General features: G+C 73.7%; 12 protein-coding genes and 1 tRNA gene. 7 read left to right on the forward strand and 6 right to left on the reverse strand.

Features of this window, described 5'->3' with window-relative positions; all coding sequences use genetic code 11:
* Nucleotides 1-10: 10 nt before the first annotated feature.
* The gene (locus ABZ793_RS20480) at nucleotides 11-1,012 is read left to right on the forward strand and encodes an MFS transporter (protein WP_357459483.1); all 1,002 of its coding nucleotides are present in this window, start codon (nucleotides 11-13) and stop codon (nucleotides 1,010-1,012) included.
* Nucleotides 1,013-1,286: 274 nt separating this feature from the next.
* Nucleotides 1,287-2,246 (forward strand): ATP-dependent DNA ligase, encoded by a 960-nt coding sequence (locus ABZ793_RS20485; protein WP_357459486.1) that lies wholly within the window; start codon nucleotides 1,287-1,289, stop codon nucleotides 2,244-2,246.
* A gap of 147 nt (nucleotides 2,247-2,393) precedes the next feature.
* Here the strand turns inward: ABZ793_RS20485 and ABZ793_RS20490 are convergent, their stop codons facing one another.
* Both ABZ793_RS20490 and ABZ793_RS20495 read right to left on the reverse strand, forming a co-directional pair.
* On the reverse strand, nucleotides 2,394-3,056 hold the full coding sequence (locus ABZ793_RS20490; protein ID WP_357459488.1) for a response regulator transcription factor: 663 nt from the start codon (nucleotides 3,054-3,056) through the stop codon (nucleotides 2,394-2,396).
* Complete coding sequence (locus tag ABZ793_RS20495) at nucleotides 3,053-4,300, reverse strand: sensor histidine kinase (protein WP_357459491.1); 1,248 nt, start codon at nucleotides 4,298-4,300, stop codon at nucleotides 3,053-3,055. The genes ABZ793_RS20490 and ABZ793_RS20495 overlap by 4 nt, the downstream gene beginning before the upstream one ends.
* A gap of 244 nt (nucleotides 4,301-4,544) precedes the next feature.
* Between ABZ793_RS20495 and ABZ793_RS20500 the strand changes: the two genes are divergently transcribed.
* Nucleotides 4,545-5,048: a DUF1772 domain-containing protein gene (locus ABZ793_RS20500; protein ID WP_350703642.1), complete on the forward strand. Its 504-nt coding sequence runs from the start codon at nucleotides 4,545-4,547 to the stop codon at nucleotides 5,046-5,048.
* Between the two features lie 524 nt (nucleotides 5,049-5,572).
* On the forward strand, nucleotides 5,573-6,091 hold the full coding sequence (locus ABZ793_RS20505) for a hypothetical protein (protein ID WP_357459494.1): 519 nt from the start codon (nucleotides 5,573-5,575) through the stop codon (nucleotides 6,089-6,091).
* 284 nt (nucleotides 6,092-6,375) lie between these two features.
* On the opposite strand, the gene ABZ793_RS20510 is transcribed toward ABZ793_RS20505, so the two are convergent.
* The 4 genes from ABZ793_RS20510 to ABZ793_RS20525 form a co-directional block, all read right to left on the reverse strand.
* A tRNA-Arg gene (locus tag ABZ793_RS20510) sits at nucleotides 6,376-6,450 on the reverse strand.
* 289 nt (nucleotides 6,451-6,739) lie between these two features.
* Nucleotides 6,740-7,432: a winged helix-turn-helix domain-containing protein gene (locus tag ABZ793_RS20515; protein WP_357459598.1), complete on the reverse strand. Its 693-nt coding sequence runs from the start codon at nucleotides 7,430-7,432 to the stop codon at nucleotides 6,740-6,742.
* 206 nt (nucleotides 7,433-7,638) lie between these two features.
* Nucleotides 7,639-8,298 carry a DUF305 domain-containing protein gene (locus ABZ793_RS20520; protein ID WP_357459497.1) on the reverse strand — a complete coding sequence of 220 codons (660 nt, stop codon included), beginning with the start codon at nucleotides 8,296-8,298 and terminating at the stop codon, nucleotides 7,639-7,641.
* 8 nt (nucleotides 8,299-8,306) lie between these two features.
* Nucleotides 8,307-9,143: a DUF3105 domain-containing protein gene (locus ABZ793_RS20525; protein ID WP_357459500.1), complete on the reverse strand. Its 837-nt coding sequence runs from the start codon at nucleotides 9,141-9,143 to the stop codon at nucleotides 8,307-8,309.
* A 100-nt stretch (nucleotides 9,144-9,243) separates the two neighbouring features.
* On the opposite strand from ABZ793_RS20525, the gene argS reads away from it, so the two are divergent.
* From argS to ABZ793_RS20540, 3 genes are read left to right on the forward strand one after another with little or no spacing between them, the layout of a single operon-like run.
* Nucleotides 9,244-10,908: an arginine--tRNA ligase gene (argS, locus tag ABZ793_RS20530; protein WP_357459503.1), complete on the forward strand. Its 1,665-nt coding sequence runs from the start codon at nucleotides 9,244-9,246 to the stop codon at nucleotides 10,906-10,908.
* Between the two features lies 1 nt (nucleotide 10,909).
* Entirely contained in the window at nucleotides 10,910-12,295 is a 1,386-nt protein-coding gene (lysA, locus tag ABZ793_RS20535; RefSeq protein WP_357459505.1) for a diaminopimelate decarboxylase, read from the forward strand.
* Nucleotides 12,296-12,303: 8 nt separating this feature from the next.
* The gene (locus ABZ793_RS20540) at nucleotides 12,304-13,617 is read left to right on the forward strand and encodes a homoserine dehydrogenase (protein WP_357459600.1); all 1,314 of its coding nucleotides are present in this window, start codon (nucleotides 12,304-12,306) and stop codon (nucleotides 13,615-13,617) included.
* Nucleotide 13,618: the final 1 nt, after the last annotated feature.

The following is a 13,618-nucleotide window of genomic DNA, read 5'->3' on the forward strand; positions in this document are numbered from 1 at the left end:
GCTCCGCCTCATGGTCACAGAAGATGTGCTCACCGACCTGGCCGGCTGGCCCGCCATCTTCGCGGTCAACCTGCCGATCGGGCTGCTGATCCTGCTGGCCGCCGTACGCCTGCTCGACGCCGACCCCGGCGTGGGCCTGCGTGCCGGCCTGGACCTGCTCGGCGCGGCGCTGGTCACTGGCGGCCTGATGCTCGCCGTGCTGGCGATCGTCGGCACCGGCGAGCACGGCTGGGCCTCGGCCCGGACGCTCGGCGCCGCCGCGCTCGCGGTGGCCCTGCTCGCGGCGTTCGCGCTGCGGCAGCGGTCGACCGCGACCCCGCTGCTGCCACCGCGGGTGCTGCGCACCCCCGACATGGTCGCCGCCAACGTCGTGCAGTTCCTCATGGTCGCCGCGTTCTTCGGCTTCCAGTTCCTGCTCGCGCTGGAACTCCAGCTCGTCCTGGATCTCGACCCGACGGCCACCGGGCTGGCCTTCCTGCCCACGCCGGTGACGATCGCGGTGGTCTCGCTCGGCCTCGCGGGCCGGCTGATCGCCCGGTACGGCGCGCGGGCGCTGCTGGTCACCGGGCTCGCGCTGGCGGTGGCCGCGTTCCTGCTGCTGGCCCGGCTCCCGGTCGACGGCGGCTACCTGCCCGACGTGCTCCCGTCGATGCTCCTCTTCGGCGTCGCCGGTGGGCTCACCCTGCCGGCGGTCACCACCCTGGCGATGGCCGGCGCCGACCCGGCCGACGCCGGGCTGGCCTCCGGGTTGGTGAACACCACCCAGCAGGTCGGCGGCGCGCTCGGGCTGGCCGTGCTCGCCACGCTGGCCGCCAGCCGCGCGGACGGCCTGCGGGACGTCGGCTGGTCCGGGGCCGACGCGCTCGCCGCCGGCTACCGGACCGCGTTCACCGTGGCCGCCGCCCTCGTCGCGGTCGCGCTCCTGGTCGCCGTGGTCGCCCTCCGCCGCAGGCCCGCTCCGGCCAGCCGCCCGGCCGCCGAGCCGGCCCCGGCCCGCCGGTCGGCCGCGTGACCGGCTACGGCGTGCGCGACGAGAAGCCGGCCGGACCGGGGCGGAAGCGCCAGCCCGCGCCGAAGGAGCCAGACGCGCCGAAGGAGCCAGACCGCGGCCTCTTCCTCGCGTCGACGACCGCGCACCTGCGGCCCGTGGGATGCGTGACCTGTCCCCTTCTGTGGGGGCAGGAAGTGCAAGACCGCGCACCACGGGAGCGGCGGCGACCCGTTCGTCGGGGAGCACACCGCCGCGTCCGGTTGACCGCCGGCCGTCGGGCCGGGAAGGTGGTCGGATGAGTCGCGCTGACGAGACCCGGGACGGCGTGTCGCTGACCAACCTCGACCAACCGCTGTCCGACGGCGACGACGCGACCAAGCGGGACCTGGTCGACTACCTCGACGCCGTCCACGAGCGGATCCTGCCGCCGCTGCGCGGCCGGCCGCTGTCGGTGATCCGGGTCCGGCCCGGACAGCCGGCGTTCATGCAGAAGAACCTGCCGAAGTACACCCCGGACTGGGTGCGCCGCACCTCCGTCTGGGCCGAGGCGTCCCACCGCGAGGTCTCGTACGCGCTCTGCGACGACCGGCGCACCCTGCTCTGGTTCGCCAACCAGCGCGCCGTGGAGTACCACCCCACCCTGGCCACGGTGGACGACCTGCACCGCCCCACCCATCTGGTGCTCGACCTCGACCCGCCCGAGGGGGACTCGTTCGGGCTGGCGGTGGCCGCCGCCCTGCTGGTCCGGCAGGCGCTCGCCGACGCCGGGCTCACCGGCGCGGTCAAGACCAGCGGTGCCAAGGGCGTGCACGTCTTCGTGCCGGTCGCGGCGGGCGCCGCCGTGGAGGACATGGCCGCCGCCACCCGGGCCGTCGCCGCCCGCGCCGAACGGCTGGACCCGGCGCTGGCCACCACCGCCTTCATCCGGGAGGACCGGGGCGGCAAGGTCTTCGTGGACTCGACGCGGGCCGGCGGGGCGACCGTGGTGGCCGCCTACAGCCCACGGTTGCGGCCGGGGGTGCCGGTGTCCTTCCCGGTGGACTGGGCCGACCTGGGCGACGTCGCCCCGGCGGACTTCACGATCCGCACCGTCCCGGAGCTGGTCGCCGACCGCGACCCGTGGGCCGAGCGGATGCCCGCGCCGCAGCAGCTCCCGGCGGACCTGGTCGCGGAGGGGCACACCATCCCGATCGCGCGGGTGCAGGCCATGCACGAGGGCAAGCGCCGGGCCCGCGCCCGCCGCGCCGCCGGCTGACGTACGCGCGGCACCGCCGCTGACCGGCGGCCGGCCGAAGGTCCGTCGTCGGCCGGCGACCGACGGCCGACTGGAGTCCGGCGGCCGGCTGGAGGTTCGTCGTCGGCCGGAGCCCGGCGGCCGGCCGGAGGTGTCGTCGGCGTGGCGCTACCGCTCGCCGGGTCGGACGAGCCCGCTCTCGTAGGCGATCACGACGAGCTGGGACCGGTCGCGGGCGTGCAGCTTGGCGAGCAGGCGACTGACGTAGGTGCGGGCGGTGTCCGGGCTGAGGTGCAGGGCGCCGCCGATCTCCGCGTTGGACCGTCCGGCGCCGACCTGGGCGAGGACGTCGCGTTCCCGCTCGGTGAGCCCGGCGAGCCGGGTGCCGTCGGGCACGGGCGAGCGGGCGGCGGCGGCGAGCACCCGGCGGGTGACGGCGGGCGACAGCAGCGCGTCCCCGCCGGCCACGGTGCGTACGGCGGCGCGCAGGGCGTCGGGCGCGGTGTCCTTGAGCAGGAACCCGGCCGCCCCGGCGCGGATGGCGTCGAAGAGGTACTCGTCGTCGTCGAAGGTGGTCAGCATGACCACCTGTACGTCGGCGAGGCCGGGGTCGGTCAGGATGCGCCGGGTGGCCTCGATGCCGTCGGTGCCCGGCATGCGGACGTCCATGAGGACGACGTCCGGCCGGTGGGCCCGGACGGCGGCCAGGCCGGCGGCGCCGTCGGCGGCCTCGGCGACGACGGCGATGCCCGGGTCGCGTTCGAGCAGCGCGCGGAGCCCGGCACGGATGAGGTGCTGGTCGTCGACGAGGACGACGCGCAGGGCCGTCACGGCCGGGGCCCGGACAGCGGCAGTCGGACGGACACCCGGAAGCCGCCCGTCCCGGCGGTGCCGGTGTGGACGGTCCCGCCGAGCAGGGCGACCCGCTCGGACATCCCGCGCAGCCCCTGGCTCCCGCCGCCCTGCTGGCTCAAGCCGCCCGGTGCCTGGCCCCCGTCGCACAGCCCTTGGCTGCCGCCGCTCCGCACCGGGCTCCCGCCGCCCGGTGCCTGGCTCCCGCCGCCGTCCCCGGGTGGTGCGGCGGCGCCCCGGCCGTCGTCGACGACCTCCAGCGTCAGGTGGGAGCCGGTCGCCCGGACGGTGACGTCGACCCTCGTGGCCCGCGCGTGCCGCAGCGCGTTGGTCAACGCCTCCTGCACGACCCGGTAGGCGGTGGTGCCCACGACCGCCGGCAGCGCGCCGACGTCGCCGTCGACGCGCAGCTCGACGGCGAGCCCGCTGCGGCGGACGCCCTCCGCCAGGGCGACGAGCTGGTCGACCCCCGGCGGTGGTTGGCGGACGCCGGCGTCGCCGCGCAGGGTGCCCAGCGTCGCGCGCAGCTCGGCCATCGCGCTGCCGCCCGCCGACCGGATCGCCGCCAGCGCCACGTCCACCCGCTCCGGTGCCCGGTCGGCGAGCGCCTCCTGCGCCACCGCGGACTGGAGTGTGACCACGGACATCGTGTGCCCGAGGGTGTCGTGCACCTCCCTGGCGATGCGCAGCCGCTCGGCCTCGACCTGCCGGGCGGCCTCCCGCCGCCGCTCCTCGGCGGCCACGACCACCTGCCGGGCCAGCTCGGCCCGCAGCGAGCGCCGGTGACGGACGGCGTCGCCCAGCGCGACGACGGCCAGCATCAGCGCCGCCTCGGACCCGAGGCCGAAGCCCAGGACGATGCCGGCGTCGTCGCCCTCGGCGAGCCGCGACGCCACCGACGCCGCCAGCAGCGCCCCGCCGACCACCGCCGCCCACAGCGCGCGGCCCCGCTCCGCCGCCGCGTACAGGACGGCGGCGGCCGGCGCGGCCAGGCCGATCGGCGGCAGGTCCAGCGTGTAGTACGCCGTGATGCCGAGCGCGGTCGCCAGCAGCGCCGGCACGGGCCAGGCCCGGGCGACCAGCAGCAGGGCCCCGAAGCCGACCGCGAATCCGTACGCCGCCGGGGCACTCGGGGTGTCGCCGGCCGCCACGGCCGCCGCGACCAGGCAGAAGGTGGCCAGGCCGAGCAGGGCGTCGGTGCGGGTGGGGCGGGATACCGGCACGCCACGAGCGTAGGACCAGACAGGGCGCCGGCGCTGTCGCCCAGGCGCGTCCGTCGGCGGCTGTCGGCTACGTCGGGAAGCGACCTCGACCGCGCGGGTGGGCGACCGGGCGGCGTCGGCGCACGCCCGGAAGCGACCCGGGTTCGCGCTCCTGGACGGCAGACCGGCGACGGCGGCCGGCCTAGCGTCGACGACGACCAGGCGTACGGCGTCGGAACGGCGCGACGGATCGGCAGGAGGACTCATGACCCGCAACAGGCTGACCTGGGCGGTGCTCGTCGCTCTCGTGTGGACGGCGATGATGTCGTTCGGCGGCGTCGCCGCCGAGACCGTGATGCTCTACCCGAACATCTTCGGCGACCCGCCGGCGTCGCTGGACCGGGCGCGCGAGTTCCTGGTGGCGGGCGGCCCGAGTGACTACTTCCCGCCGCTCGGCGCCACCGTCGTCCTCGCGTCCCTCGCCGCGACGGTGCTCACCTGGCGTGACCGCCGGCTGCGCTGGTGGATCGTCGGCGCGGCAGCGGTGTTCGTCGCCTGCGAGTTCCTGTTCTCCGTGTTCTTCTTCTGGCCGCGCAACGAGATCATGTTCGTCGACCCGGTCGGCACGCACTCCCCGGAGTACCTGCGCCAGGTCGCCGCGGAGTTCGTCGCCGGGCACCGGGTGCGCCTGTTGGGCGGTGCGGTGACCGCCGTGCTGGCGTTCACCGCGCTGCTGCGCTGGGCCCGGTCCACCGCGCCACGGACCTGACGGAGGCGGACAACGGGGCGGACGCGTCCGCGTCCGCCCCGTGCGTGTTCGGGCAGGATTCGAACCTGTGCCCCCGCCTCGGGAGGGACGTGCCCATCCGGGCGCATCCCGCCGTTCAGCAGAGCGACCGCCAAGGCCAACGTGGCCGGCACCGGGATCGGCACCTTCGACGACCGGCTCCGCGAGCCGAGGCGGGCGATGACGGTCGACGCCGGCACATGCTCGGCACAGGGGCTTCCCACACGGCGGGCGCGCTGCCCTATGGCGACGATGATCCGATAGGTAGTCTCTCGCTCATGGTCGCGCTGCCCCGCGCCTCGCGTTCGCGGCGACCCCGCGCCGCAGCCGCCTCCGCCGTCGCGTCATGCTCGCGGTCGCCTTCCGATGAGCCGCCGTGCGGACGATCGAGGCGGCCCGAGGCGTTTGCCGCGTAGACGCCCGGCGCTCTGTGGACCCCGTTGACCTCGCCAGCCGTGCTGCGGCCCATCGGTGCAACGGGAACGGATGCAACTTGAGAGGGTTTAGTGATTAAGGCTGGTTCGAAGGTCCTGGCTCTGATCGTCGGTGCGCTCGTCATTCCGTTGAGCCTGATCGGATGCACGAAGAGCGACGGATCCGGCGGGCGGACGGAGATTGTCGAAATCGAGAACACCGCGCAGGTCTTCGGCAGGCAGGGCGAGGAGGTGACCGTCAAGAGGCACTACATGATCCTGAACCCACCGGAAGATCTCATGGAGCTGAAGGAACTGGTCGAGGGCTACAGCAAGGACCACCCGATCGAAGGAGAGGTCGAGGCGACAGAAGGTCGGAACAGGGTGTTCGACGTGTCCTTCTACAGGGAGAGCGAGGATCTGCCGAGGGGCTGGCAGCCTGATGAGGGCTACCTGAACACAGATCGGCTGGAACATCACAAGAACGATCTGGTTGCATCTGTCTCCTGGTCGGATACCGACCCGAAAAAGAACTACGACGTCTATGACAAGAGCAAAGAAGGCAAGATCGTGAAGCGGATGCGTTTCATCGAGGATCAGCTTGTCGAATGATGCGGGAATCTGAGGCAGCGGTGCGGCCGGTCCGGAGCGGGCCGGCCGGCGGGTCTCCCGGAAAGCCTTGTGTGGCTCCGCCCTCTGTCAACCGGTCGTCGGCATCCAGCACCATGACGAGGTCGTCCGCGCTTGCAGGCACGAGCGTCCGTGCGAGGCCAGGGTCAGCACGACCTCGGCACCAGTTCGGCTCAGGGCCGCCGCCGGTCGCCGACGGCCGGACACACTACTAAGGCCGCTGACCGGGTTGCCCTGGTCAACGGCCTTTTCGTGGTGCTCATCGATGGTGCCCCCGGCAGGATTCGAACCTGCGCCCCCGCCTCCGGAGGGCGGTGCTCTATCCCCTGAGCTACGGGGGCTCAGCGACTTGAGAAGACTAGCAAACGCCTCCCCGGAACGCCGAATCGGTATCGGATGATCGAGTCCGTGTCGCCGGGCCGGGCTGCGGCCGGGCCCGGAACGCCTGGTCGGCCCGCTCAGGCTGGTCGGCCCGGGCGGCCCGGTCGGGCCGGCCGACTCCGGTCGGGCCGGCGGCTCCGGTCGGGCCGGCGGCTCCGGTCGGGCCGGCGGCTCCGGTCGGGCCGGCGGCTCCGGTCGGGCTGACCGGCCCGGTCAGGCTGGTCGGCACGGTCTCGCTGGCGCGCCCGCTCAGGCGGCGACGGCGCGGCCGCAGCTGGGCAGCGGGTGCAGCACGATGCGGCGGGGCAGCCGGCGGGGCCACTCGTTGCGGGGCCAGGAGCCGTCGACGATCAGGTGCACCGTCCGCTGCTCCTCGCCGCTGAGTCGCAGCACGAAGTCGCGGGGGAGCGGCGGGTCGACCGACGGCGTGGTGATCATGAAGCGCACCCGGCCGCGGGACGAGACGGCGGAGATGACGTCCGCCGCCGGCATGGTGCCGCGCAGGCGTACCCGGCCGATCCAGTAGACCTCGGCGAGGTGCTCCTGCGCGGCCCGGGTGATGGCCGGGTACTCGCTGCGTACCCAGCGCTCCACCGCGCCCACGCAGAGCCCGCAGGCCCGCTCCCGGGGCTCCCGCGGGCCCAACCCCCAGGCCCGCAGGTACGCCCCGACCGCCCCGGCGTCCATCGGCAGCTCGAAGCGGCGCTGGATGAGCGTGTGCAGGCTCTGCCGCGTCCACAGTTCCTCGTCCAGGCCCAGCTGGTCGGGGTAGACGCCCCGCAGGGCGTCGATCAGTTCGAGTTCCTGTTCGCGGCTGAGCGTTCCCGGCTCGCCCTGCCGCTGTCCGCGACGGACGGCTGCCACCGCCCCGTCACCGCCGATGGTGTGGCGTCGGCACCAACTGGTGACCGAACGCCGTGCGTCTCTCAGTGCAACCCCCACGTCCTGCGCAACGAGCCCGAATCGCAACTGGTCACGATATGTGTGGAGAAAACTCCCTTAGTGAGGTAATCGGTCAGACTGGTCGCTAGTTCACGTATACTGCCAAACCGGGCGCTGGCTCTGCGGGAACGGCGAGAGGTCCGGGTCGGCCGGGTGAACCGGCGCGACGCGGACCTCTCGACGGATGAGCGGTGCGGCGGGGGCGGTCAGCCGCCCAGGCGCTTCAGCGCGTTCTGCAGGTTGGTCAGGTCCTTGCGCTGGGTGTTCTTCATGGTCTGGGCCGTCCGGACGACGTCGGGCTCGTCACTGGCGTCGAGCACGCCGTCGATCATGTGGATGCCGCCCAGGTGGTGCTTGATCATCATCTGCAGGAACAGGACGTCCAGTTCCCGGCCGTCGGCCGCGCGCAGCTTCGCCATCTCCTCGGGGGTGGCCATACCCGGCATCAGCCCGTTCTTGACCAGGCCGGCGCCGTCGGACATCCAGGACATCGGCGGCTCGCTGCCCGCCGGGTCGAGCCCCCACGAGCGCAGCCACGCCTGCATGATGCCGAGCTCGCCCTGCTGGGCGGTGGCGATGTCGCCGCCGATGCTGCGGACCTCCGGGTCCGTGCCCCTGTCGAAGGCGATCAGGCCCATCTCCACCGCCTGCGCGTGGTGGGTCGTCATGTCCCGGGCGAAGCCCGCCTCCGCCGAGGTCTCGCCCGGCCGGGTGAGACCGGGCGTCAGCAGGCCGCCGGCGTACCCGAGGAGCAGCCCGACCACGACGGCGAGAGCCAGCGCGGCGGTGCCCCAGCGGCGCGCCGACGGCCGCCGCTCCTCCGGAACGGCCGGCTCGGCGGTATCGATCATGGTCGGGGTGCTCATCGTTCTCCTCAGCCCATCTGGTTGCCGTCACGCGGTGCCGTGCCGGTGGCGGTGATGCCCTGGCTGCACAGCGCGGTCGGGCCCTCGACCGAGGCATTGACCTTCAGCGCCTTGATGAAGTCGTCGATCCGGCTGTCGTCGGCGTTGTCGACCTTGAGCTGGTAGCCCCAGGCCTGCAGGGAGATCGGCTTGTCCAGCCCCTCGAACGGGCTGAGCATCATCTTCTCCTTGCCCTGCACCTTCTCGGTCAGCTTCGCCACCTGGTCGGCGGGCAGGTCGGGGCGATAGGTGATCCACACCGTGCCGTGCTCCAGGCTGTGCACCGCGTGCTCGTTGGCGATCGGGGCGTCGTAGACGTCACCCATGCAGTTCTGCCAGGCCGCGTTGTGCGGGCCGGCCACCGGCGGCAGGATCGAGTAGGTGATCGGGCCGGTCTGGTGGTTGCCGCCCGTGACGAGGTCCTTGTCCTTCTCGCGGAAGTTGACGATGCCCTGGATGTCGGCCGCCCGGTCCTCCCAGGGCTTGGCGCCCTGGAACGACGCCCAGGCGCCGTAGCCGATGATCGACACGGCGAGCACGCCCACGGCGACGAAGAGCGCGATCGGGCCCCAGGAGCGGCCCTGGCTCACCTTCACCGGGGCGATCGGCTTGCGGCCCTTGCCCCCGGCGCCCGGACGGGGACCCGTCGGCTTGCCGGACCCGGCCTTGTTGCCGGAGTCGGCCTTGGCGCTGCCGGACCCGGCCTTGCCGGCGCCCGCGGCCGGCCGGCCCGCCGCCGGCTTCTTGCCGGTGCTGACGGTGGTCGGACGGCGCTCGGGGCCGCCACCCGGTGTGCTGATGCTCATCGTGCCTCGTCAGGTCGGTCGGTCAGGGGATCCGGCGGGCCGGTTTCACACTCTGGGTCGCCGCCGCGGGTGCCGAGTCTACCCCCGATAACATGGATCGGTGACTCCCGCAGAACTCGCCGAGGTCGTCCTCTCCGCAGCCCACGCCGTCTTCACCGAGCGGGGCCTGGACCGCTCCGCCCTGCCGGACTCCACGGCGGTGGAGCGACCTCGCAACCCCGAGCACGGCGACTACGCCTCGACGCTGGCGCTCCAGCTCAGCAAGAAGGTGGGCGTCCCGCCGCGCGAGCTGGCCACCGCCCTCGCCGAGCAGCTCGGGCGGGCCCCGGGGGTCAAGTCGGTGGAGATCGCCGGCCCGGGCTTCCTCAACATCCGGCTCGACGCGGCCGCCGCCGGCCAGCTCGCCCGGACGATCGTCGAGGCCGGCGAGGAGTACGGCCGCAGCGAGCGGCTCGCCGGCCAGCGGATCAACCTGGAGTTCGTCTCGGCGAACCCGACCGGCCCGGTGCACATCGGCGGCGTCCGCTGGGCGGCCGTCGGCGACGCGCTCAGCCGGCTGCTGCGCGCCACCGGCGCCGACGTCGGCACGGAATACTATTTCAACGACGCCGGCTCCCAGATCGACCGGTTCGCCCGTTCCCTGCTCGCCGCCGCGATGGGCGAGCCGGCCCCCGAGGACGGCTACGCCGGGGCGTACATCACCGAGATCGCCGACGCGGTCCGGGGCATCCGTCCGGACGTGCTGGAGCTGGACGACGCCGCCGCCCAGGAGGTCTTCCGGGTCGAGGGCGTCGCGCTGATGTTCGAGGAGATCAAGACCTCGCTGCGCGGCTTCGGGGTGGAGTTCGACACCTACTTCAACGAGAAGGACCTGCACGACCGGGGCGAGCTGGACCTCGCCCTCGAGCGGCTGCGCGCGCAGGGCCGGGTGTTCGAGAGCGACGGCGCGACCTGGCTGCGCACCACCGACTTCGGCGACGACAAGGACCGGGTGCTGCGCAAGTCCAACGGCGAGTGGACGTACTTCGCCGCCGACTGCGCCTACTACCTCGACAAGCGCGAGCGCGGCTTCGAGCGGGTCGTGATCATGCTGGGTGCCGACCACCACGGCTACATCGGCCGGATGAAGGCGATGGCCGCGTGCTTCGGCGACGACCCGGAGCGCAACCTGGAGATCCTGATCGGCCAGATGGTCAACCTGGTCCGCGACGGCGCCCCGGTCCGGATGAGCAAGCGGGCCGGCACCGTGGTGACCCTGGAGGACCTGGTCGACGCGATCGGCGTCGACGCTGCCCGCTACGCGCTGGCCCGCTACTCCAGCGACTCCCCGATCGACATCGACGTCGAGCTGTGGACCCGGGCCACCCGCGACAACCCGGTCTACTACGTCCAGTACGTGGCGGCCCGGACGGCCAGCGTGGGCCGCAACGCCGCCGAGGTGGGGCTGACCCGGGGCGACGCCGAGGCCTTCCGTCCCGAGCTGCTCGGGCACGAGAAGGAGAACGAGCTGCTCAAGGCGCTCGCCGAGTTCCCCGCCGTGGTCGCCACGGCGGCCGAGCTGCGGGGGCCGCACCGGGTGGCGCGCTACCTGGAGGAGCTGGCCGGGGCCTACCACCGGTTCTACGACGAGTGCCGGATCCTGCCGCGCGGCGACGAGGAGGCCACCGACCTGCACCGCGCCCGGCTCTGGCTGAACGACGCCACCCGCACCGTGATCGCCAACGGGCTGCGCCTGCTGGGCGTCTCCGCCCCCGAGAGGATGTGACATGCGCGCACACGAGGCCGGCGCCCTGCACGGGGACATCGGCAGCCGGGGACCGGCGTGGCTGCGTACGCCGGTCGACGTCAACGCGCTGGTGCCACAGCTCTGGCCGCGCAACGTGACGCGCGGCGGCGACGGGGTGCTCACCGTGGCCGGGCTCGGCGTCGGCGACCTCGCGGCCGAGTTCGGCACGGCGGTGTACGTGCTCGACGAGGACGACCTGCGCTCGCGCTGCCGCGACTTCCGCACCGCCTTCGACGGCGTCGACGTCTACTACGCGGGCAAGGCGTTCCTCTGCCGTGCCGTGGTCCGGATGATCGCCGAGGAGGGCCTGCACCTCGACGTGTGCACCGGTGGCGAGCTGGCCACCGCGCTGTCGGCCGGGATGCCGCCCGAGCGGATCGGCTTCCACGGCAACAACAAGTCGGTCGGCGAGCTGGCCCGGGCGCTGGACGCCGGGGTCGGGCGGATCATCCTCGACTCGTTCCACGAGATCGACCGGCTCACCGCGCTGGCCCGGGAGCGGGGCGTCCGGCCGAAGGTGATGATCCGCGTCACCGTCGGCGTCGAGGCGCACACCCACGAGTTCATCGCCACCGCCCACGAGGACCAGAAGTTCGGCTTCTCCCTCGCGGGCGGGGCGGCGGCCGAGGCGGCCTTCCGCGTGCTCGACGAGGGCGTGCTGGAGCTGCGTGGACTGCACTCGCACATCGGCTCGCAGATCTTCGACGCCAGCGGCTTCGAGGTCTCCGCCCGCCGGGTGCTCGGCCTCCAGGCGCAGATCCGCGACGCGCGCGGGGTGGAGCTGCCCGAGCTGGACCTCGGCGGCGGCTTCGGCATCGCGTACACGACCCAGGACGACCCGGCCGCGCCGCAGGACCTGGCGAAGCGGATGCGCCGGATCGTCGAGTCCGAGTGCGCCGCCGAGCGGCTGGCGGTGCCGCACCTGTCGATCGAGCCGGGCCGGGCGATCGTCGGGCCGGCCGTGTTCACCCTCTACGAGGTCGGCACGGTCAAGGACGTGGACGGGATCCGGACGTACGTGAGCGTGGACGGGGGGATGAGCGACAACATCCGCACCGCGCTCTACGACGCGTCCTACTCCGCGACGCTGGCCTCCCGGGCGTCGGCCGCCGAGCCGATGCTCGCCCGCGTGGTGGGAAAGCATTGTGAGTCCGGGGACGTCGTGGTGAAGGATGAATTCCTGCCCGCCGACGTGCAGCCCGGAGATCTTGTCGCGGTGCCCGGCACCGGCGCCTACTGCCGGAGCATGGCCAGCAACTACAACCACGTGCCCCGGCCCCCCGTGGTCGCGGTGCGGGCCGGTCAGGCACGTCTGATCGTCCGGCGGGAAACCGAAGAGGACCTGCTCGCATTGGATGTGGGATGACGTCACCTGTGCGCCTGGCGCTGCTCGGCTGCGGCACGGTCGGTAGCGAGGTGGTCCGGCTGCTGCACGAGCAGTCGGCCGACCTCGCCGCCCGGATCGGCGCCCCACTGGAGATCGCCGGCATCGCCGTACGCCGTCTCGGCCGCGACCGGGGCGACCTCCCGGTCGACCCCGCGCTGTTCACCACCGACCCGCTCGGGCTGATCAAACGCGACGACGTCGACGTGGTGGTCGAGGTGGTCGGCGGCATCGAGCCGGCGCGGAGCTGGCTCGTCGAGGCGCTGCGGGCCGGCAAGAGCGTGGTCACCGCCAACAAGGCGCTGCTCGCGGAGGACGGCGCGGCCCTGCACGACGCGGCGGCCGAGGGCGGCGGCGACCTCTACTACGAGGCGTCCGTCGCCGGGGCGATCCCGCTGCTGCGCCCGCTGCGGGAGTCGCTGCACGGGGACCGGATCAACCGCGTCACCGGCATCGTCAACGGCACCACCAACTTCATCCTCTCCGCCATGGACGCCACCGGCGCCGGCTTCGCGGAGGCGCTGGAGGAGGCCACCGAGCTGGGGTACGCCGAGGCCGACCCGACAGCCGACGTGGAGGGCTTCGACGCGGCGGCCAAGGCGGCCATCCTCGCCTCGCTGGCGTTCCACACCCGGGTCGGCGCGGCCGACGTGCACCGGGAGGGCATCACCGAGGTCACCGCCGCCGACGTGGCCAGCGCCAAGGCGATGGGCTGCACCATCAAGCTGCTCTGCATCGCCGCCCGGGGCGCCGACGCCGCCGGCCGGGAGACGGTCAGCGTGCGGGTGCACCCGGCGATGATCCCGCTGACCCACCCGCTGGCCAGCGTCGGCGACGCGTTCAACGCGGTCTTCGTCGAGGCCGAGGCGGCCGGGCAGCTGATGTTCTACGGGCGGGGCGCCGGCGGCGCGCCGACCGCCAGCGCGGTCCTCGGCGACGTGGTGGCGGTCTCCCGCAACCGGCTCGCCGGGGTGCGCTCGGCCAGCGAGTCCGCGTACGCCGACCTGCCGGTGCGGCCGATGGGGGAGGCGCTCACCCGCTACCACATCAGCCTGGACGTGGCGGACCGGCCGGGCGTGCTGGAGGCGGTGGCCGGCGTCTTCGCCCGGCACGACGTCTCGATCGCCACCGTGCGGCAGGGGCCGGCGGGTGGCGACGCGGCCGGCCGGGGCGAGGACGCTGACCTGGTCATCGTCACCCACGTGGCCCCGGACGCGGCGCTCGCCGCCACCGTCGGCGAGCTGCGCGGGCTGGAGATCGTCCGGTCGGTGGCGAGCGTGCTGCGGGTCGAGGGCGGGGCGTGAC

The sequence above is a fragment of the Micromonospora sp. NPDC047465 genome (assembly GCF_040643125.1).
Classification (GTDB): Bacteria; Actinomycetota; Actinomycetes; order Mycobacteriales; family Micromonosporaceae; genus Micromonospora.